The organism is Flavobacterium sp. HSC-32F16 (genome assembly GCF_024171645.1).
Taxonomy (GTDB): Bacteria; Bacteroidota; Bacteroidia; order Flavobacteriales; family Flavobacteriaceae; genus Flavobacterium.
The window spans coordinates 1,037,332-1,057,618 of the sequence record NZ_JALKAC010000001.1; the positions used below are offsets into that span (position 1 = coordinate 1,037,332).

The window sequence follows — 20,287 nt, forward strand, 5'->3', positions numbered from 1 at the left end:
CTGAAAGGCCCCGGCCTTGCTTTTGGACAGGGACACGGACTACCTTTGCTCCTGAAATAAGACAAAAGCATACAGGGTCTTTGATAAAAAGTAAAAGGGAAGTAATTGAATACTATGGATAAAAGCAGTCAAGAAGAAAAAACAGTAGCACTGGGGTGAATTCCAAAAGATGTCCTTGCAAGTTCAGGGCCGCTGACATCTTAGCTCTTCAGAAAAAAGACTTTAATAAGCTACAGGCAATTAGGTGATTTTCAACTATAGCGAAAACAGCAGTAGGACAATTAAAATAACTGATTCAAAGCTATTACTGCACAGCTTAAAAGATTAGTATATTATTGTTATATTCGCTTAGAAAAACTTACTAATTGCACAAATTCAACTAAAAAAAGCTGTATTGGTGCCATTTCTTGGCTAGTATAAATTAGTTGTGCGTAATGCTAAAGAACCTACCGTAAAAAAATAGACAGAACTAAATGGCTGTACTCTATCCAACTTTTGATGAAATACAAAATCTGAAAGTAAAACCAGAAATAGGAGAGCTTTATTTACTTGACTTTTTGAGATGTAATTTGGATGACAGCTTTGAAATATTCTTTAATCCATTTCTTAACGGAGACAGACCTGATATAATAGTATTGAAAGAGAATCAAGGCGTTTTAATCATTGAAGTAAAAGATTACGCCTTGGACAGTTACAAATTAGACGAGCGAAAAAACTGGCTAGTACAGAAAATTAATCAACCTATAAAATCCCCTATTTCACAAGTATTACAATACAAAGAGAACCTTTTTAATTTACACATTGAAAATCTTTTAGCAAAAAAAATATCTAATATTAAGAATTTCAACATTGTAAACTGTGCTGTGTATTTTCACAATGCAACAAGTACTCAATTGTCAAATTTTCTTATTAAACCTTTTGAACACGACAAAAAGTATTTAGACTTTTTAAAGTACAATATCCACCTCATTGGAAGAGATGATTTAACAGAAAATACTTTTAACAACATTCTAAAAAAGTGTTATCTAATTTCAAATCAACATTCTCTTTACTTCACAAATGATATTTATAAAAGTTTCAAACGTTTTTTAAATCCACCTTACCATTTTAAAGAGCAAGTTGAAAAAGAAATTCCCTATACAAAAAAACAACTTGAAATAATCTATGGTGGAAAAGAGAAAAAAGAGCAAAGAATTAAAGGTGTTGTTGGTTCGGGAAAAACAACAGTATTAGCTGCAAGAGCAGTACAATCTTTTAAAAGAACTAATGAAGAAGTTTTAATATTGACTTATAATATTACTTTAAAAAACTATATTAAAGATAAGATTAGCAAAGTTAGAGAGAATTTTAATTGGAAAAATTTCATCATTCTAAACTATCATTTGTTTATCAATACCGAACTAAACAACATCGGAATTGAAATCAAGGTACCTGAAAAATTTAATGAAAGTTCTGATGAGTTTAAGGAAGAGTACTTTGAAAAAAACTACTACTCAAATTTAGATTTATTTGAAGAAAATAAAGACAATCTTAAAAAATATAGCGCCATTTTTATAGATGAAATTCAAGATTATAAAAGACCTTGGATGGACATTCTCAAAACATATTTTTTAAAAGAAGATGGCGAATATGTACTTTTTGGAGATGTAAAGCAAAATATTTATAACAACAAAATTGAAAACAAAGACATTTCAACAAATGTAAAAGGTGTCAATGAATTGAAAAATAGTTTTCGCTCCGATTACAAAATTAAAGATTTAACGATAGAATTTCAAAATAAATTTTTCAAAGACAAATACGAAATTGACAATAAAAATGAATTTTCTAATGTGTTAGAAATTGATTTCCAAAAAAACCAATTGGGAGCGGTCAATTACATTTTCCTTTCAGACGTGGATAGCATTATGAGTTTGTATACAATTGTATATCAAAATGCTATAAATAAAGGAATTCAGCCCAACGATATTACAATTTTAGGGAGCACAATCTCTTTACTTAAAAAATTTGACGCTTATTATCGTTATAGTTCAAACGAGAAAACAAACACAATGTTTGAAACAAATGAAATGGTATACAGATATGGTATAAATTTTATTGGGAAAGAATCTTTAGTTTGGCTCACAAATTTTAAGAAATTAATAAAAAGAGAAAATGATAAAAATGCTGAAAAAGCAAACAATCAAATAAGTATTCTTTTAACATTATATGATTTATACTTGGAGTATCCATCGCAATTTAGAGAAAAGTTAGAAATTCGTTGCAAGAATTTCAATACTACATTTTCAGACTTGACAACACTTTTAGAAAAGTACGACAGCGAAATAAAAGAATTTAAAAACGCCTATAATCCAAAAACATTAAACAAGAATTTGAAATTTATACGAGATAACAAAAAAATTAATTTTTATATGAATAGTGGGACAGTGAAAATTTCAACTATTCATAGTTTTAAAGGTTGGGAATGTGAAAACTTATTTTTAATCATTGAAAAAAGAACTTCTTTAAGTTTTGATGAAGTTTTATATACAGGTATTACAAGAAGTAGGACAAATCTAATTATTATCAACTATGGCAACACAGAATATAACGAGAAATTAAAGGAACTAATCGGCAGTGTGAAATAAGCACTACGCACAGCAATTTCAGCTAACATTACACGGATTAAAAATTTATTGAAAAACGTAAAAGCCATTTTTATTAAAGATTTGGATAATATAATTATTCCAAAATATTGTTTTCAATATTAATTCTTCTTCTATTTTTGAGCTAAACGATTGGAATTTCTATAAGGCTATCTATGAAATACTAGACACTATTATAAAAGAATATGATCTAACCTCAAGGGGTTTATATCAGCACTTTTCAATCTTTCGAATTTGATAATAAATGGCTTGGTTTTGGGCGGATGAGATGGAATTTAGAGAACAATAAAAATGGACTCAAAAATATAAAACTAAAGGGTATTCTAATATGAATCTTCAATTTTTCGGCACTGAAATTTGGAGTCCTGATTGGAATCATTTTGATAAAACAGATGATTTAAATATTTCTTATTCTTGGACAAAGTCGCTAGAAAGTATTGACAAAAGTGTATTTAGAAGAAATGCATAATTGAAACTGCCCCATTAGCCCCGATAGCAGTGGAAATCCTTTTGTGCCGGTGTTCGGCACAAAAGATTGCAACGCATAGCGGGAAAAAGCTCCAAAAAAGAAAACATTACATAGAATCGGTACCTAATTTCACCCCATGACCCCAGAAGAAATAAAACGCTATTTTCAAGCCACTCCCCCCTCCGCAGGAAGTGGAGTTAAAGCCATGGGCGAGAATCACAGATTCCCAGCTTTTCCTTAAAAGCTGTTTCCTAACCATATACCATTATAAAGGAGACCTTGAGATGTGCCCAGCCTGGTGGCATTTAAAAGAGTTCTACGTGCTAGTGAGACGCATGGCGCAGGAAGCCAAAAGCGAAAAGCCAGCGGAGTAACCCTTGAAATGTTCCGCTCTGTTTTAGAAGCATCTTACACTTACATCCTATACTTTTACTTCTTTACACGATTATATTGGTAAGTGAGCAACTGCGGGGATTAAATCAAAAATATTTAATATTATTCTTATATTCGCTAGGTTATAATTGCACAAAGCCAGCTAAAAAAGTTGTATTGGTACCATGATATCGGTTTTAGTTTTATAGATAAACTTGTGGATTTCTACTAATTTTTTATTGAGCTGAAAAATTTAGAAACTTTTTGAATGTAACGGCATCTGTTTCGTAATACTTTTTCGCTTTCTGACTTTCATCATCTTCATATTCCATATCCATACTATAAGAATTGGCATCGTATAGATAAAATTGCACAAGGTTTTTTGCTTTAAAATAATAGATATTCAAACCTAATCTATGTTCAAAAAAATCTCGATGGTTTGAATTCTCTTTAATATTAGAAGCTAGGTCTTTTGATATTGTTCTATCATTAAAGGTTTGGGTGTTGATAAACATCAGAGTCCCTTCGTATAATATCCTAACTGTTGTTTTGTTAAGGTAATCAGCTTTTACCTCGTATGCTTTAGCTAATTCTGCTTTTGATACCACATAGTATTTACAACTAACTTTATTATTCCAGCCTTTTTGGATTGAACTATAAGTATAAAAGCCGTCTCTATATTTTTTAATTATAATTGCATATGTACTATCAGCTATTTTTACGTCTTTAATTTCAAGGGAATTAAAATTATCAGTACCTAAGCCATACAATTCATAGTTACCTAAAAGCTTCTGATTTTCACCAAGATCTTGCGGTATTTTATTTTTTCCACTTATCCATTGTCCGGAAGAGTTTTTTAACCAACCCGTAGCTAATATTAATGCGCTACTTTTTTTTGTTATTATTGGCACTGCGTCATCAACTCTATTTTGAGCATTGATGGTAACTGCAACTAAGGTAAAAATTATAAGTAGATTTATTTTCATAAGATACTTCTGGGTTTATTAAATTTATTAATATGACGAAAGTATAGAAAATAAATTAATAAAAAGCCTATAGACCTAACAGAATTGAATACCTCAATTAAGTAAATTCTAGTAAGTTTTTAATTCAAAAAAAGTCGTTAATTTATTTGGACGTGATATAAATCCATCTAAAAAAAGCAATCGCCAATATGGTAGATATTTAATCTAAAACGGTTTTATGGAAGAATCGTGGCACATACTATTTTTGAATAATAGAAATCCAGCAAAATCAAGGCCTGGCGGGTTTAGCTTCGAATATATTATAGCGCCCAAAACTTAATATTAAAGTTATTCGATTGTCTATAATTATAAGCGATTAACGAAAGCTTATATAAACTTTCAATTATTTCTTCCCCTTCTAAATCTGAAACATCTTCAAATCCTTCGCATCTTCTTAATTCAGCTAGGGTTAGTTTACAATTGTCCTCACTAATTTCAACTTTAGGGTAAACTGATTTTTGCAATTTTGACTTGTCATTTTTCTCATTATATTTCATATCTTATCTAAATTACAGCTCTAAAAAAAAAAAAACTGATTTTCAAAGGTTTACTAACAAAACTACAAATATTATTCATACACAAGCTATCTAAACTTTAAGATTTTAAAACGTTTTTCAATACTTGTTATTAGAAAAATAGTAACCTTGTCCGGGAACTAATGATAGAATTGCAACTTGAATCTAGACTGATTAATCGGGGTATAAAGTTTCAATATTACAAAACTGCACATTTTTTTGTGGCGACATCGTTGCACATTGCTTATAAATCTTGCTTTACTTCTTTTAACTTTTCCTCCAGTATTTTCTCTAAATTCATTTCAATATTTTGGAGTTTGATACCGAGTTTAAGAGTGTTGTCTATATATGGTTCAGAATAAATTTTTTGAAATGCAGAAATAACAAATTCAGTGATCTTTTCTTTTGAACTCGCAGCAAATCCATCTTGTTCCAAAAGCATTTTTATATGGTTTTGAATTGACATCGCTAATGTAGTTTTAAACGCATATTTGTCGTGTAGCTTTTTTGCTTCTGAGAATTGGTTAGTACAGAAATACAAATAAAATACGATAGGTGAAAAGAGAATAAATCTCAAATAGAAATTAACGTCAATATTTTTTAATTTCCAATCGTAAAGGGCTAATTCCAGAAGGAATAATGCTATAATTAATAGTAAAAGCACACTTGAAATATTAAAAATTCTTTGTTCCCATTTGGTAAGTTGCTCCGCCAACTGTTTTTTTTGCCTTTCAAATTCACCACTTAACCCCGTTTGAGCAGCTAATTCATATATTTTCTGAATATCTTCTAAAACCTTATCACTCTCGGCGTTATTTTTCTTAATATTACTAATATCCCTAGTGGAATTATCCAACAATGATTTAATTGATTTGCTATGCCTGTCACTTTCATTAAAAAGAATAGATATTTCAGCATTAGCTTTTCTAATTTTGACTTCTAGTGATTTTATTAAATCACTAGAAATCTTAATAGAATCACTATCTTTTTTAGCTGTTATTTCTAATTTTCGGATGTTGCCATCTAATTTTTTTAATTCCGCATATTTAGACTTTAATTCAGATGCAATTTTTTTTAAATCACTTAACTGTTCGTTTGCAATAGCTTTATACTTCGAAATTTCATCTGTATCTTTTTTCGAGGCGTTTAGTTTGGATTGAAATCCGTTATTTTTATCATTAATTTTATCTAGTAGTGGTAGGTATTTTTTCTCGTAGAAAGAATTAACCCCATGCAGAATAGAATATACTTTTTGACGCTCTGTTCTAAATCTTTCGATAGTTTTTGATGTAGAAGCAATTGTTGATTTTAAAGATGAATTTAAAGTGTCCGAGTCTTTTGAATTGCTGATTATTTTTGAAATAATCTTTGTAGATTCTTCAAGTCTTCTTTCTAGTTCTTTTGATTTATCAAGAATGTCATTTACAATATTGTTGGCTTCTTCTCTTTTTGAATTAAGTGAATCTAATGAGGACATGGTTTGTTAGTTTGCTTCATGCAATGTACTAAAAACTAAATAAATTATAAGTGTTTTTTTTTTCAATATATTATACGTCTTGCAGCTATACGATTAACTTAAATTTCACCACTCTAAGTTTTGTGGCAGAGTGATGGCGCATGTAGTTTTATAAAAATATAATTTCAGCAAAATCAAGGTCTAACGAGTTTAGGTTCGAAACTTTTAGAGATTAAATATCTTCAAAATTCGATTTCTTATTTGTTGTTCTACAGAAGCTATTCATTGATTAATAGCTATATTGAAATTATACAAACCGGCTTTTAGCAGAATTGCATTTTTTCTCTTTTTTATAATTTAAGTTATTTGTAATATTGCGACATGAATGAAATTACATACGAAGAAGTTCAAAAATTTCTATTAGAGACAGAATTTGATCACATGCCAGGGCAAATAGAAATTAGTTTTCCAATTATACAGCGTATTCACAGACGATTGCAGCAAGGAAGTTCATTTAGCGAAATAAAGTTAAGTGGAGAAAGAATCGTTGACGGACACCATAGATATATTTGCCACCAATTGTTGGGAATGAAATCAAAAACTACTATTGGTGGAGCAAATAGCCATAAAGTTGAATTTGTATGGGGAGATGTTCATCTTACAGATATTGATTATGATGATGAAGAAGCTAGACAAAGATTTGAAGAAAGATATGATAAAACAATAAGTTAAAATATACATGTATAAGTAATAGATAAATAAAAATACATATCTTTGTAACATGTTAATCTTATTAGACATAGATGGTGTAATGGTTCCAACTACATCTTGGAAACCAACAGAAATATTATCTGATGGTTTTGCAAGTTTTAGTCCTAGAGCTGTAAATAATCTTCAGAGTATTATATGTAATACTGGAGCGAAGCTTTTATTGACTACTTCTCATAAATCTAGATACAATAATTCAGAATGGGAACAAATATTTAAAACCAGAGGAATTATTGCTTCAATTCATAAACTTGAAGATAATAATGATAATTTAAATAGAAGAGAAGAAATAGTTCGTTGGTATATAATGACAAATATATCTGAAAGTTTCGTTATATTAGATGATGATAAATCATTAAATGGACTACCAGAATATATTAAAAATAAAACAATAGTTACCAGCGGAACAGTTGGATTAACTTTAGAAGAAGCCGAAACAGCAATTAATATTCTGAGAAAAGATGAATTGGTTAAAGCTTAAAGATATTATCAAATAATTAGCCTCTTTTTAAGAGGCTTTTTTATGTCATTTCTTTTCTCAAGCAAGCAGTTTTACTAACTTGTATACTTGGATACATGGAGTTGATACCTTTTTTACTACAAAAAGTTAAGGTTGTTTTAAAGATATTTTACCAGTCTAAGTTTTGTGGCAGAATCGTGGCACATAGTCTTTTTGAAAACTAGAAACTCAATAAAATAAGGCTTTAAGGAGTTCAAGTTCGAAACTGTATTAAATCTTATTGATTGTTGTTAGACTGAAGTTAAAAATTGATTTATTTCTAAAACTAAAAGAAAAATAAGATGGATGATTTACCGTTCCCACAACAAATTTTATTAAAATTTCAAATTGAAACATATCTTTTTTCTTAGCTTTAAAATAAACTATAGATCTATTACACTCGAAATTTTTAGTTTAGGATCAAAAGTGTAAACCCTTGGTAAACCTGTTGCAATATTTACGTTTACTATATCAAGCGCAGTGATGTTTTCAAGATACATCATCAGGGATCTTAAACTATTGCCATGGGCAACTATTAAAACATTATGTCCTATTTTTAATCTCGGTTCTATTTCGGTTTTATAGTAAGGAACTACGCGGTTGTAAGTATCTAAAAGGCTTTCGCCGCCTGGAGGACATACATCATAACTTCTTCTCCAGATATCAACTTGCGCCAAGCCATACTTTTGTACTGTTTCTTCTTTATTGAGTCCCTGTAAAGTCCCATACATTCGCTCATTAAAAGCTTTATTTTTTATTATAGGAATTGTTACCTTCATCTCATTTAGGATGATCTGCAAGCTTTCCTGAGCCCTTATCAGCATCGAAGTATAAGCACTATCGAAATCATAACCAATCAGTTTTTTGCCTGCAATTTTTGCCTGCTCTTTTCCAAGATTCGTGAGGGGAATATTCAGGTTTCCTGTAAATCGGTTCTCTAAATTATAAAGAGATTGTCCGTGCCTGACAAAAATTAATTGCGCCATTTTATTTATTTAAAGCATATCAAAGCTAACCTAAAAATAAGGAACAAACTTCATTCCTGCAATTAGAATAACATAAACTTATTATAAAAACGAATGAGCCCGATACAATATCGGACTCATTATTATCTAATTTTATTGATAACAATCAGATTAAATCAAACCTGTCTAAATTCATCACTTTATTCCATACGGCGATAAAGTCATAATTTTGCCCCAATTGTTTTTGGAGTTCCAACTTTTCCCCTATTTATATTTAATTTTCGTAATAAATTAGAAGATTTTAGTAGAGCTCTTAAAAATAAGCTCCCTGATTTATTCCAAAAATATGTTGTTGATTATGGAATTTCAGCTGACATAGGGGAAATCGTTACTATAGGAGTGCTTTCGAAGAATGAAGATTTTGAGAACTTAAAAGATGTAGAACTTTACGAAATGTACATTTTATGTAAAGAATCAATAAGACTAGCTTTTCTATCTTTTTGTATCACTGCATTATTAGGATTAGCAACGGTTTATCTATAATAAAGCAAAATTAGAATTTTAACATTGGAGCTTAAATATTGATTTGCCAATCGAAGCGGGAAAGGCAGAAACTAAAATAGAGTTGAAATAATAATTTCGACTAAAAACTACCGGACTGCCAACAGCTACAACGGATTTGGACAATAGGTTTAATGGGAAAATGGTTTTGTAAAAAACTAAAGTCCGAAACATAAAAAATGGATTGAACTCTTTAGCCCCGATAGCAGTGGAAATCCTTTTGCGCCGGGGTTCGGCGCAAAAGATTGCAACGAATAGCGGGAAAAGCTCCTAAAAACCAAAAAAAAACGACGATCTGTAAATTATATAACAAAACAACTGCAATAATCTTATAGTTTTGCAGTCAGTTTAGAACTCAGCAGTAAAAACAGCATAAAACAACAATAGTAACTCAATACCTGCAGCTGCTCTAGAGATGATCAAAAATGAAGAAGTTTGAAATTAAAAAAGCCCATCAGGACAAATGGCTGGTATCGCACAACGAGTTCCCAAAATTCACCTGCCTGTTTGAAAATAAAAGATTTAATTATCAAAGGACCATTACAGGACTTTCCAATCCGTCAGGAGACCTTAATGAAATTCTACTATTGCAGAAAATGGAAAAATGGTTAAAACAGTATCATAATGATAAAATAAACGAATAACGCTGGAGAATTAAGAGATTATTACAAATAATCGGTTAGTTAAATACTTCTTACCAAATGGTAAATGAGTCAAAACAATTATTGATTAATTTTGCGAAATGAAAGAGTTTATAGAATACATATTGCAGTATGGCAATTTGAATAAACAACAAATTGACCTGATTGCATCCAAGGCAAAAGAATTACAACTTAACAAAGACGAATATTTTGCAGAGGCCGGAAAAGTCTTGAAACAAGTAGGTTTTATTATTGATGGTATTCTCCGAATTTGTTATTACAACAATAAAGGCGAAGAAATTACCAAAATTTTCATGGAGGAAAAGCATTTACTTTACAACTTGAGCAACGTGCCTTCTACGGAATATATCCAAGCAGCGACAAATTGTAAACTGCTGGTATTTTCTAATCAAGATTGGAAAGAAATTTCTAATACGATAATAGAGTGGGAAAATATCATTCAAAAAATCGCCCATAAATCACTTGTCCAAAAATTGGAAAGAGTAAGCCCACTTATCTCACAAGATGCTACTACCCGCTATCTGGAATTTATGGAAAAATATCCTACGCTTGTCAATCGTATTCCTCTGGCATACATTGCTTCATACCTAGGCATTACACAACAATCTTTGAGCAGAATCAGAAAAAAAATTCGCTAAGTTGCTTTTTACCAAATGTTAAACGGGTTCATTTATTTTTATTGGAATTTTGTCAAGTAAATTTTAAAAAATAAAAAAATGAACAAGACAATTTTTATCACAGGGGCTTCATCAGGTTTAGGTAAAGCGACCGCTAAATTATTTGCTTCAAAAGGTTGGGTCGTAATCGCAGCTATGCGGCAGCCCGAAAAGGAATCAGAACTTAAGCAATGGGCCAATATTCATCTTGTGCAACTGGACATCAATAATGCTGAGCAAATTATTGAAGTTGCTGCTGCTGCCGAAAAAATAAGCCCAATAGACGTATTATTTAATAATGCCGCTTACGGACTAATGGGGGCTTTTGAAGGTACCACTGACGCACAACTGACACAGCAAATCAATACCAATTTTCTAGGAACAATACTTGTTTCCAAGGCATTCCTTCCTTACATGAGGGCAAGAAAAAGCGGAAAAATTATTACTGTGACATCTTCAACAGCAAACATTCCATATCCATTTGTTGCTGTTTATGCAGCAACAAAATCTGCATTAGAAACGTGGACAGAAGCAATGAGTTATGAATTAAGAAACTTTGGAATAGCTATAAGCACTATAGTTCCTGCATACATGCAGACCAGCTTTGGCAGCAACGCACAAATAGTTACCCATCCCGATTATCAGGAATTTTTCAACCAATATATGACCGCTATGCGGGCAGATGCAAGTGCCAAACGTGATACACCAGAAAGTATTGCCGATGTTGTTTACGAAGTGGCAACAGGCAATAAGAAACAGTTGCATTATACAGCTGGAAAACTTTCCACGACAGAATATGAATGGTTGAGAAAAGACGGAATAGAAGCAGTAATTGACACAATGAACAAGCGGTTTTTCGGGAACGAAGAGTAAATCCAAATCCAAGCAAAAAAAAAAATTATTAAGCTATGCACAGATTGTATTAAATTACAAACTGCGCATAGCAATCTTTACTTTTAAACTATTGCTTTATTTTTACAATTTCCCTTAAAGTTGCCCAAGCGGCTTTATTTAACAGCATGCTTTTATTGCCCCCTTAACTGAACTACACAACGGGTATAACAAACAGGGGATAAACTAAATAATAAAGCAACAATTATTATCGAATTTTGATGTAAAATATTCAAGTTTTTTCAACTTAAATATATAAAATTAACGCTATATTACAAGGATTAAAATAGTACTTTTGAAGAATGAAAATTTCAGGAGAGATAATAATTATAGAGGACGACCAAGACGACAGGGATTTTCTTAAAGAGATTTTTGAAAGCCTAAATTATCCTAATAAAATTGTATTTTTTGAAGACCCTACAAAAGTGGTTGATTACTTATCCGATGAAACCGTAAATCCTTTTTTGATCATATCAGATATCAATATGCCCAAATTAAACGGTTATGAATTGAGAAATGAAATTCTTAACAATTCGGACATTAACAAAAAATGCGTTCCTTATATTTTTCTATCCACATCCCAGAATCCTGAAAACGTGATAAAAGCTTATGAATTCCCTATTCAAGGCTACTTTAAAAAACAGGAAAATTTTTCAGAATACAAGGAAATGATAAACAAGATCATGCAATGTTGGTTTACCAGCCTCTCCCCAGTATTTAGGTGAAATCAAAGACATTTAGGATTAATCCTGTTTAATTGTTAAGGAAATAAATATGATGACTCAATATCAATATCTTTAAATTTTGTAACTGTCTTTCATTTTTTAATTGAGATATTTATTATAAGACTATAAAACGGCTATCAGGCGACAAACCGCTTTATAGTTTATTTAAAAAGCTTGTTATGATTTACTGAAAATTTCTTTCAATTTTGATTTAAGGGCCTCGTCTCTAAGATTTTTAGCCACAATTTTTCCGTCGGGTCCTATTAGGAAATTTGCGGGAACCCCTTTAATGCCATAGTCATAAACAGCCTGGCTCTGCCATCCCTTAAGATCCGAAACATGTATCCATTTCAAACCGTCTTTTTCAATTGCATTTAGCCACGGCTCTTTTTTCTTGTCCAGTGAAATCCCTAAAATTTCAAAGCCTCTATCCTGGATAGGTCAAATTGCAATAAAGCAGTAAACACCACATTAAGTGGTGTTATATTTTCAATCGTTAAATTGATGCTATGAATGTTCAAAAACATGGACATACTAGTATAGTGCTGATTATCTTTTATATCCCCTAAATTGAAATATTAAAAACTTTCTCCAGATGCGATGGATAATTTTCCAGATCCTGCTCAATCTGAGAGTCTTTGAAAATATCAAAGCAGTTGTAGCCCTCCACAATTTCAACCCCGCAGAAACGATAATTACTTGATATCGGAAGAAGTAAATCAGCTGTTGCTCTGCCTTCTAAAAGTTCTTGTTTAGGATCATTAAATGCTGCAGCAGGTGCGTTCCAGGTGGCGCAGATCATAAACTTTTTCTCCTGCAGATGTCCCCCTGTACCATACTGCCTTGAAGGATCTTCTCTGGTCCTTCCGTCATCGGAAAGAAATTTTTTACTAAAAAGTCCCTTGTTAAAAACCTCATCAACATACTTTTTGTAAATCCAGGGTGCGCCAAACCAATTTACCGGCATCTGAAGAATGATAATATCGGCCTCCAAGTGTTTTTCCACTTCCTCATCGGGGTCATATCCGTCTTCAATCCTTGTTTCTAAAACTTCATATTTTTTAGAGTTAAAGAAATCTTTAGCTATTTGAATAAAGGCATTATTTAGAGATCCTTCAGACCAGTCCGGATAAGTGAGGTGCGTATTGATTAAAAGCACTTTTTTTGTATTGTCCATTATGTATTGAATTTTGTATTTTTATATGTAAATTATAATTTGAAAACTTTTTTTAAATGTGCGGGATACTGCTCCAGGTCTTCCTTAATATGCTTGTTGTGGAAAATATCATAGCAGTGATATCCCGGCAGCACTTCAAAACCCACAAAAGAGTAATTAACTGCCACATTAAATAATGCATCGTCCGCGGTTTTTCCTTTAAAAAGATTTTGCGAAGGATCGTTAAAACTTTGCTCAGGAGCATTCCACGTGGCGCACAACATAAACTTTTTACCTTGCATATTTCCTCCTGTACCATATTGTTTTGAAGGATCGGCAGCTGCTCTTCCGTCACCTGTCAGGAATTTTTTACTGAACATAGCACTGGTAAAAACATCATCTACATACTTTTTATAAATCCATGGAGTCGATTCCCAATTTACAGGTGTCTGTAAAATGATAATGTCAGCCTGCATGTGTTTTTCCACTTCCTTTTCAACATCGTACCCTTCTGAAATTTTTGTCTCTAAGATGCGGTAACCCTGAGAGATGAAGAATTTTTTGGCTTCTTCATAAAATGATTTATTTAAAGTCCCTTCCGACAGACCTGGATAAGTTAAGTGGGCATTAATCAACAGTACTGTTTTAGTGTTTTCCTTTTTAGTCTCTCCTTTTACCTGTACCCCAGAGATTAGAGCCATCAGAAATCCGATGATATAGATTCTTAATTTCATCTTTCTTTATTTTTAATTGAATTTATTACAATAACCCTTTTTAAAATTTTAATACAATTTTTCCGAAATGCTGCCCCTTTCCAAAATAGTCAACGGCCTGTTTTAATTCTGACAATGCAAACACTTTATCAATTACTGGTTTGATATTATTTGCCTCTATAGCCTTATTCATCTCCAAAAAGGAACTTTTAGAACCAGCCTGAACACCTATAATAGAAAGGCTTTTGAGCATAACGCCCAGAACTGAGACTTCTGCCAGTATACCACCCAGCATTCCTACTACGGCAATTCGCCCGCCAAGCTTCATTGCCTTTGTAGTCTTGTCTATATCGGTCCACGACATTTCAAGGGCAAGGTCAACGCCATTTCCCTGGGTCAGCTCCAGTACTTTTTTTGCCCAGTCTTCTTCCTTTTTGTAATTGATTATTTCATCGGCACCCAGGGTCTTTGCCCTTTGCAATTTCTCATCACTGCCCGAGAGAATGATTATCCGGGCTCCTATGGTCTTTGCAAATTGCAGTGCAAAGAGTGAAACACCTCCGGTACCCTGCAGTAAAACGGTCTGTCCTTTTTGCAGAAGACCGGCATTGAACACCGCCTCCCATGCCGTTACACCCGCCAGCGGAATACTGGCTGCCTCTTCAAGGCTAAGGTTCACTGGAATCTTAACCAGATAATGCTCCGGTATGGCAATGTATTCTGAAAACACACCTGGAAGCTCTGCTCCCAGACGAGTTTTCAAATCACTATTTTTAAGCGCTCCTGACTGCCAGGCCTGAATATAATGAGTAGATACAGCATCGCCAACGTTTAAAGCGGTTACCCTGCTCCCTATCTGCTCGACAATACCTGCTGCGTCAGACCCTAGAGTGTGAGGAAGCGGTTTTTCAAGAGCGCCTTGAGCAATCATCATATCAAGTTTGTTAAACGAAACAGCTTTTACCCGGACCAGAACTTCATTTTCATTAATCACAGGGGTCGGTCTTTCGCGTATGGCAATATTCTCTAGTCCGTATGCTTTGTGCATAACAATTGATTTCATATGATGATGCTTTTTTAATATTTCTAACTTTATATATTTTAATCGTTTTTATATTTTAATTGCCTGCCGTTACATATGGCTGTCAAACCATTCGAGCATTACCGTGGGATTTTTACCGAAATAGTTATACCCCTGAAAACGCTGGTCTGTCCCTTCAATCCAGAACAGTTTCTTGTCTTTGGAGGAAATGGTATCGTATATTTCCTGAACATTGGAAGATTTGGTTAAAAAATCATCATGAACCTGTGCCACAAGCGCCGGAACAGTTACAGACGCTGCGTAATTGATGGGCCATACATCCGCCAGATGAAATCCGGTACGGATATGAAAAGCAGTATCAAACTTCTCAAGGCCATTATCTATTTTCTGCATTTCCACAGCACGCTCTACAAAAACTCTTGGAGATACAGGCTGCAGGGCAAAAAGCGACTTAATATCCTTGAATTCTTCAGGGTGTTTATGCATCGCTACAATAGTCGCATTAGCTCCCAAACATCGGCTGTAGAGAGCCGTTTTCATTTTTTTTGTTTCTTTTCTGGATTTTGCATAACGCAATGAACCTATAACATCACGATATTCCAATACTCCATGTCCGTTGACCCCACCACTTCCCATGCCGCTTCTTCCATGATTTCTCATATCATAGGCAATAATATTATAGCCTGCATCATGAAGTATTTTGTATTCTGGTAAAAAATTTACCTCAAAACCTCCAAAATTAGTCCAGGGCTCCAAATGTCCGGGATAACCATAACGATTACATGGCATAGGATGATTGCAAATAATAAGTTTGTCTGAATTGGCTGGAATAAACCAGCCTTCTATAGTCACACCATCCATAGCAGGAAAAAAAATCTCCTCAAATTCCATCCCATACTCCCCAGGCCACCTCAAAATAGGGGTTCTGGTCGAATGAGCCATCAAATCTGCCAGACCGTTAATGAATGTATCAGGGTCGGTATTAGTCTGCTGATCTGGTATCCTATTATTTTCAAGTACATCATTCTGCTTTGTTGAAGCCGCAAATGCTAAAGGAGCCGTTGCCATTGCAGCGCCCAGTATAGCCGTTTTTGCCATAAAGTCGCGACGGCTGAACTGTGGCTTATCCTTACTTATTGTTTCTGTTACTTGCTTATCCATTTTATTTTTATATCTTACAATCTGTACCTTCCAGCTGTAAAGGGTTAGGTAATAGTCAATTTTGATTTTGAAAAGTTTCAAGGAAGATTTTACTTGGTTCCTTGAGCCAGCAATACAGTACCTTCTGTAGAGGTAATGCGAAATCTTCTGGCAAGGGTGTATTCCTGAGAATTATAAAATTTCTCTGCCTCTATTAAACTGTTGAATTCAGCTACTCCGAAAACCGGCTTGCCTTTTCCTTCGAGTACTTTTGCTTTAAAATCAAAAACGGTAACCTCTCCGTTATATTTAGGCGCAAGCGTGCCTGCAGCATCCATGTATTTTTGGAATGTTGCCTGGTTTTTAATTTCGTAATTGGCTATCATATAGCCATGGGGCTTTATTTGGTTGCGTGATATTACAGCAGGCATATTGCTCTCAGCCAGCAGAACCGAACCTTCAGTAGAAGCTGAACGAAGTTTTTTTAAGGCAGTGTACTGCGAAGAATTGTAACATTTCTCAGCATCAGCGATTGTAGGAAACCGAACAACAGCCACCACTGATCCCGGGGTACCTTCTACGGATTTTGAGACTGTAGAGTAAATAATTAACTCCCCTTTGTATTTTGTCCAAAGCTGGTTTACTGCTTTGGTGTATTTTTTATAAATCACTCTATCACGAACATTATAGTTCATTACAAGGTATCCATTAGGGACTGTCTGCTGATCTGCTTTTGTAGATACTGTAGTATTTTTTAAACCAAACGACAGCACGCTAAAAGTAAGTGCTATTAGTAAGACCAAGGAACTGATTATTTTTTTCATGCCTGAATCTGTTATTTTGTGAATATTATTTTATTCAGCAAAATTATAGAGACACTCAAAGTCCGGGGTATAAAAAATACTAGAAAAAGATATAAAAATTACTGATAACCATTTTTGTTATCAGTAATTTGCGCTATTGGGCTGATGCAGTAGAAGATTTTCTGTATTCTTTTGGAGTAAGCCCGACATTTTTTTTAAAAAACTGCGTAAAATTATTCGGGTATTCAAAACCCAGTTCGTAAGCTATTTCTGTGCTATTCATTCCTGCTTGCTTTTCCAGAAGTTCCTTTGCTTTTTTAATTACAAAATCGTGTATGGTTTCCATGGCAGATCTCTGGGTATAATGTTTTATGATATCGCCCAAATAATTGGAAGTCAGTCCCAGCTTTTCAGCAAAGTACTGAACATTGGCCCCCTGGTTTACAGGCTGGTCATAATATTCTTTTAAACGCTGTTGAAAATCACTTATAATGCGGTTATATTGTTTTGGATTAGTAGAAAACTGCCTGTTGTAAAATGCTTCTACCAAGCTAGTCAGCACGTTGACATAGGAAAGTAGAACATTGAAGTTTCGCTGCTCGCTATCATAATATTTAATCATCAGTGCAAAAACAGTACTGATTTCCTCCACTTCGCTTTGAGTCAAATATAATGCTTCATGCTGCCCGTAATCAAGATAATTCTTAAACAAAAAGCGATTCTCATTTATTATTTTCTTGGAAAGCTGTACATACATTCCCGTATAACTCGGATCTACATCCCAGCCTGTTGCAAGTTCTGGACTGTTAAAAAATACCGCATTAATAGGCACCGCATCAGGATTGGACTTGTCCATAAAATTAATTTTTATGGAAATCCTGTAAAAATCCACTATTATCGGCTCTGATTTCAAAAGCATATTAGGAGCGTCATAGTAGCCAACATCTATATTGTTGTCTATTGGTGCATTAAGGCCGATATGCTCATTATAGGATGCAAAGTCTTTAAATATTCTCATATTGCAAATTTATATTTTTTGATTTTACTTTCTATCAAATTAGTTGGCTGAAATCATTAGCCTGAACTCTGTAGGACTGCTCCCTGTATGCTGTTTGAAAAACCGCGTAAAGTGCTGTGGGTATTTAAAACCAGTTTGGTATGAAATTTCACTTAGCGATAAATTGTGGTCATACATTTTTTCCTTAATAGTTTCGATGAGTTTTGTCTGTATATATTCCTGGGCTGATTTTCCGGTATCTTTTTTTATAAGGTCTCCAAAGTAGTTGGCTGACAAATGGAGTTCTTCAGCAAAGTATGCTACCGAAGGCAGTCCTATTTCTCTGGGTTTACCAGAATTGAAATAGCCATTGAGGAGCTCTTCGAACTTAATCAAAATAGTTTTATTTACATGCTCACGCGTTATAAACTGACGATCATAAAAACGTATACAATAATTCAAAAACAGTTCAATATTAGAAACAATAATTAACTTGCTATGCTTATCGATCGAGTTATGCAGTTCATATTCAATTTTTGAGAAACACTCTAAAACCATTTTCCTTTCACGGGTTGATAAATGCAGGGCTTCATCGGAATGATAACTGAAAAAATTATACTGATCCATTTTTTTATTCATCGAAGTACCAAGCAAAAGATCAGGATGAAACACCAGTCCTTGTCCTTTAGGCTGATAAGACTCTCCTTTATTATCAATATCAATAACCTGTCCCGGTGCTAAAAATACCAGAGTATGATCTTGATAGTCATAAAGTTCGCGTCCATACCTTAAATCCCCACAATCTACTTCTTTTAAAAATATGGCATATAAACCAAAATTCATACGACCGCCTTTCCTTGGGTCCGCTTTTGAAAAATCCAATATGCTTACTAAAGGGTGCAGCGTTTCATGATTATTATAATCATTGTATTGACTGACTGTATTAAAATTAAGTGTATTTTCCATCATTTAGTACTATTTACAAAAACAAATTTAGGAATTCTTTCCCATGGATCACCTTCCATATCCTCATATCAGTTAAAATGGTAAGTAAAACCGTAATCTATATAAATCAAATCCTGAAATTTAAGCTGAAATTTGTATTGTCGATTAATAAGTAGATCAAATACATCGGCTTAGTACTGCATTTGCTTAGAAAAAGCAGCAGGTATATTAGATCCCTATCAAATCGAAATAACAAATAAAAATATAAAGTTATGAAACACATCAAAATTGGGACACTTGAAGTTTCCCGTTTAGGACTAGGTGCTATGTCAATGTCAGGTTACTATGATATAGGTAATGGAAGCAATGAAGAATCCATCCGTACCATACACCGAGCACTTGACCTAGGTGTAACACACATCGACACAGCCGAGATCTATGGTCCCTACATCAATGAAGAACTAGTTGGAAAAGCACTAAAAGGACGTCGTGATCAGGTAGTAATCGCAAGTAAATTTGGTTTTATTTCCCATGCTGGGGGTGGCGTGGGTGTAATCGACAGCAGTCCGGCAAACATTCGAACAGCAGTTGAAGGTTCGTTACAAAGACTTGGAACAGATTATATTGACCTTTATTATCAGCACAGAGTAGACCGTAATACTCCTATTGAAGACACCATAGGTGCATTAGCCGAACTTGTAAAAGAAGGCAAGATCAAACACATTGGCCTATCAGAGGCAGGAGTTGAAACAATCCGCCGCGCACACGCTGTACACCCCATCACAGCTCTTCAAACAGAATATTCCCTATGGACTCGTGATCCGGAAGCAGAACTACTCCCATTACTACGAGAACTGGGCATCGGTTTCGTTCCCTACTCACCTTTGGGACATGGTTTTCTAACAGGTCAGATAACCTCCCCGGATCAACTAGCAGACAATGACTGGCGCAAGACCAATCCACGTTTTATAGGTGAAAATTTCCAACGCAATTTAAAAATCGTGGAAGAAGTAAAACTTGTTGCCAATGAACTCGGAGCAACCACTGCGCAGATAGCCCTTGCCTGGCTACTAAGACAGGGTAATGACATTGCGCCGATACCTGGTACCAGACGCGTGACACGTGTAGAAGAAAACATCGCAGCCGACAACATTGATTTAAACCCTTCACAATTGGAGCGACTCAATAACCTTAGTCCTGCATCGGGAGAACGACACAACGAGGCAAGTATGGCCATTATCGACAAGTAATCTGTTTTAATAACACTTCATATTTTAGAAAATAT

Annotated in this window: 21 protein-coding genes; 9 read left to right on the top strand and 12 right to left on the bottom strand. The window is 33.8% G+C overall.

What is annotated here, in order from left to right:
* Window positions 1–473: 473 nt before the first annotated feature.
* Window positions 474–2,624 (top strand): nuclease-related domain-containing DEAD/DEAH box helicase, encoded by a 2,151-nt coding sequence (locus tag L1276_RS04600; RefSeq protein WP_253785861.1) that lies wholly within the window; start codon window positions 474–476, stop codon window positions 2,622–2,624.
* A gap of 678 nt (window positions 2,625–3,302) precedes the next feature.
* Window positions 3,303–3,485, top strand: a complete 183-nt coding sequence (locus L1276_RS25345; RefSeq protein ID WP_371924138.1) for a hypothetical protein — start codon at window positions 3,303–3,305, stop codon at window positions 3,483–3,485.
* 234 nt (window positions 3,486–3,719) lie between these two features.
* Here L1276_RS25345 and L1276_RS04605 read toward each other — a convergent pair whose 3' ends face one another.
* The 3 genes from L1276_RS04605 to L1276_RS04615 all read right to left on the bottom strand — a co-directional run bounded on the left by L1276_RS04605 (window position 3,720) and on the right by L1276_RS04615 (window position 6,500).
* Complete coding sequence (locus L1276_RS04605; protein ID WP_253785862.1) at window positions 3,720–4,469, bottom strand: hypothetical protein; 750 nt, start codon at window positions 4,467–4,469, stop codon at window positions 3,720–3,722.
* 299 nt (window positions 4,470–4,768) lie between these two features.
* Window positions 4,769–5,005, bottom strand: coding sequence for a hypothetical protein (locus L1276_RS04610; protein WP_253785863.1), 237 nt, complete (start codon window positions 5,003–5,005; stop codon window positions 4,769–4,771).
* 262 nt (window positions 5,006–5,267) lie between these two features.
* Window positions 5,268–6,500 (bottom strand): hypothetical protein, encoded by a 1,233-nt coding sequence (locus L1276_RS04615; RefSeq protein WP_253785864.1) that lies wholly within the window; start codon window positions 6,498–6,500, stop codon window positions 5,268–5,270.
* A 360-nt stretch (window positions 6,501–6,860) separates the two neighbouring features.
* On the opposite strand from L1276_RS04615, the gene L1276_RS04620 reads away from it, so the two are divergent.
* Both L1276_RS04620 and L1276_RS04625 read left to right on the top strand, forming a co-directional pair.
* Entirely contained in the window at window positions 6,861–7,211 is a 351-nt protein-coding gene (locus L1276_RS04620; RefSeq protein ID WP_253785865.1) for a hypothetical protein, read from the top strand.
* Window positions 7,212–7,260: 49 nt separating this feature from the next.
* Window positions 7,261–7,728 (top strand): HAD domain-containing protein, encoded by a 468-nt coding sequence (locus L1276_RS04625; RefSeq protein WP_253785866.1) that lies wholly within the window; start codon window positions 7,261–7,263, stop codon window positions 7,726–7,728.
* 401 nt (window positions 7,729–8,129) lie between these two features.
* On the opposite strand, the gene L1276_RS04630 is transcribed toward L1276_RS04625, so the two are convergent.
* Complete coding sequence (locus L1276_RS04630) at window positions 8,130–8,732, bottom strand: 2,3-diphosphoglycerate-dependent phosphoglycerate mutase (RefSeq protein ID WP_253785867.1); 603 nt, start codon at window positions 8,730–8,732, stop codon at window positions 8,130–8,132.
* A gap of 965 nt (window positions 8,733–9,697) precedes the next feature.
* On the opposite strand from L1276_RS04630, the gene L1276_RS04635 reads away from it, so the two are divergent.
* The 4 genes from L1276_RS04635 (at window position 9,698) to L1276_RS04650 (ending at window position 12,206) form a co-directional block, all read left to right on the top strand.
* Entirely contained in the window at window positions 9,698–9,916 is a 219-nt protein-coding gene (locus tag L1276_RS04635; protein WP_253785868.1) for a hypothetical protein, read from the top strand.
* Between the two features lie 98 nt (window positions 9,917–10,014).
* The gene (locus tag L1276_RS04640; protein WP_253785869.1) at window positions 10,015–10,572 is read left to right on the top strand and encodes a Crp/Fnr family transcriptional regulator; all 558 of its coding nucleotides are present in this window, start codon (window positions 10,015–10,017) and stop codon (window positions 10,570–10,572) included.
* A gap of 78 nt (window positions 10,573–10,650) precedes the next feature.
* On the top strand, window positions 10,651–11,463 hold the full coding sequence (locus L1276_RS04645; protein ID WP_253785870.1) for an SDR family oxidoreductase: 813 nt from the start codon (window positions 10,651–10,653) through the stop codon (window positions 11,461–11,463).
* Window positions 11,464–11,783: 320 nt separating this feature from the next.
* A complete protein-coding gene (locus L1276_RS04650; protein WP_253785871.1) occupies window positions 11,784–12,206 on the top strand; it encodes a response regulator in 423 nt (140 codons plus the stop codon).
* Window positions 12,207–12,383: 177 nt separating this feature from the next.
* Here the strand turns inward: L1276_RS04650 and L1276_RS04655 are convergent, their stop codons facing one another.
* From L1276_RS04655 to L1276_RS04690, 8 genes are all read right to left on the bottom strand, one after another.
* Window positions 12,384–12,644 (bottom strand): peroxiredoxin family protein, encoded by a 261-nt coding sequence (locus L1276_RS04655; RefSeq protein ID WP_371924148.1) that lies wholly within the window; start codon window positions 12,642–12,644, stop codon window positions 12,384–12,386.
* Window positions 12,645–12,771: 127 nt separating this feature from the next.
* Window positions 12,772–13,383 (bottom strand): NAD(P)H-dependent oxidoreductase, encoded by a 612-nt coding sequence (locus L1276_RS04660; RefSeq protein WP_253785872.1) that lies wholly within the window; start codon window positions 13,381–13,383, stop codon window positions 12,772–12,774.
* A gap of 32 nt (window positions 13,384–13,415) precedes the next feature.
* Window positions 13,416–14,096, bottom strand: a complete 681-nt coding sequence (locus L1276_RS04665; protein WP_253785873.1) for an NAD(P)H-dependent oxidoreductase — start codon at window positions 14,094–14,096, stop codon at window positions 13,416–13,418.
* Window positions 14,097–14,136: 40 nt separating this feature from the next.
* A complete protein-coding gene (locus L1276_RS04670) occupies window positions 14,137–15,138 on the bottom strand; it encodes an NAD(P)-dependent alcohol dehydrogenase (RefSeq protein WP_253785874.1) in 1,002 nt (333 codons plus the stop codon).
* A gap of 69 nt (window positions 15,139–15,207) precedes the next feature.
* Window positions 15,208–16,278, bottom strand: a complete 1,071-nt coding sequence (locus L1276_RS04675) for a twin-arginine translocation signal domain-containing protein (RefSeq protein ID WP_253785875.1) — start codon at window positions 16,276–16,278, stop codon at window positions 15,208–15,210.
* An 89-nt stretch (window positions 16,279–16,367) separates the two neighbouring features.
* Window positions 16,368–17,060, bottom strand: coding sequence for a DUF1330 domain-containing protein (locus L1276_RS04680; protein ID WP_253785876.1), 693 nt, complete (start codon window positions 17,058–17,060; stop codon window positions 16,368–16,370).
* Window positions 17,061–17,214: 154 nt separating this feature from the next.
* On the bottom strand, window positions 17,215–17,916 hold the full coding sequence (locus tag L1276_RS04685; RefSeq protein WP_253785877.1) for an AraC family transcriptional regulator: 702 nt from the start codon (window positions 17,914–17,916) through the stop codon (window positions 17,215–17,217).
* Between the two features lie 201 nt (window positions 17,917–18,117).
* The gene (locus L1276_RS04690) at window positions 18,118–19,023 is read right to left on the bottom strand and encodes an AraC family transcriptional regulator (protein WP_253786297.1); all 906 of its coding nucleotides are present in this window, start codon (window positions 19,021–19,023) and stop codon (window positions 18,118–18,120) included.
* A 251-nt stretch (window positions 19,024–19,274) separates the two neighbouring features.
* Between L1276_RS04690 and L1276_RS04695 the strand changes: the two genes are divergently transcribed.
* Window positions 19,275–20,252, top strand: coding sequence for an aldo/keto reductase (locus tag L1276_RS04695; protein WP_253785878.1), 978 nt, complete (start codon window positions 19,275–19,277; stop codon window positions 20,250–20,252).
* The last annotated feature ends 35 nt before the right edge of the window (window positions 20,253–20,287 follow it).

Excerpts from the sequence above, each read along its gene's own strand:
- L1276_RS04600 (WP_253785861.1), top strand. The coding sequence starts at position 474 with ATGGCTGTACTCTATCCAACTTTTGATGAAATACAAAATCTGAAAGTA.
- L1276_RS04605 (WP_253785862.1), bottom strand. The coding sequence starts at position 4,469 with ATGAAAATAAATCTACTTATAATTTTTACCTTAGTTGCAGTTACCATC.
- L1276_RS04610 (WP_253785863.1), bottom strand. The coding sequence starts at position 5,005 with ATGAAATATAATGAGAAAAATGACAAGTCAAAATTGCAAAAATCAGTT.
- L1276_RS04615 (WP_253785864.1), bottom strand. The coding sequence starts at position 6,500 with ATGTCCTCATTAGATTCACTTAATTCAAAAAGAGAAGAAGCCAACAAT.
- L1276_RS04620 (WP_253785865.1), top strand. The coding sequence starts at position 6,861 with ATGAATGAAATTACATACGAAGAAGTTCAAAAATTTCTATTAGAGACA.
- L1276_RS04625 (WP_253785866.1), top strand. The coding sequence starts at position 7,261 with ATGTTAATCTTATTAGACATAGATGGTGTAATGGTTCCAACTACATCT.
- L1276_RS04630 (WP_253785867.1), bottom strand. The coding sequence starts at position 8,732 with ATGGCGCAATTAATTTTTGTCAGGCACGGACAATCTCTTTATAATTTA.
- L1276_RS04635 (WP_253785868.1), top strand. The coding sequence starts at position 9,698 with ATGAAGAAGTTTGAAATTAAAAAAGCCCATCAGGACAAATGGCTGGTA.
- L1276_RS04640 (WP_253785869.1), top strand. The coding sequence starts at position 10,015 with ATGAAAGAGTTTATAGAATACATATTGCAGTATGGCAATTTGAATAAA.
- L1276_RS04645 (WP_253785870.1), top strand. The coding sequence starts at position 10,651 with ATGAACAAGACAATTTTTATCACAGGGGCTTCATCAGGTTTAGGTAAA.
- L1276_RS04650 (WP_253785871.1), top strand. The coding sequence starts at position 11,784 with ATGAAAATTTCAGGAGAGATAATAATTATAGAGGACGACCAAGACGAC.
- L1276_RS04660 (WP_253785872.1), bottom strand. The coding sequence starts at position 13,383 with ATGGACAATACAAAAAAAGTGCTTTTAATCAATACGCACCTCACTTAT.
- L1276_RS04665 (WP_253785873.1), bottom strand. The coding sequence starts at position 14,096 with ATGAAATTAAGAATCTATATCATCGGATTTCTGATGGCTCTAATCTCT.
- L1276_RS04670 (WP_253785874.1), bottom strand. The coding sequence starts at position 15,138 with ATGAAATCAATTGTTATGCACAAAGCATACGGACTAGAGAATATTGCC.
- L1276_RS04675 (WP_253785875.1), bottom strand. The coding sequence starts at position 16,278 with ATGGATAAGCAAGTAACAGAAACAATAAGTAAGGATAAGCCACAGTTC.
- L1276_RS04685 (WP_253785877.1), bottom strand. The coding sequence starts at position 17,916 with ATGGACAAGTCCAATCCTGATGCGGTGCCTATTAATGCGGTATTTTTT.
- L1276_RS04690 (WP_253786297.1), bottom strand. The coding sequence starts at position 19,023 with ATGGAAAATACACTTAATTTTAATACAGTCAGTCAATACAATGATTAT.
- L1276_RS04695 (WP_253785878.1), top strand. The coding sequence starts at position 19,275 with ATGAAACACATCAAAATTGGGACACTTGAAGTTTCCCGTTTAGGACTA.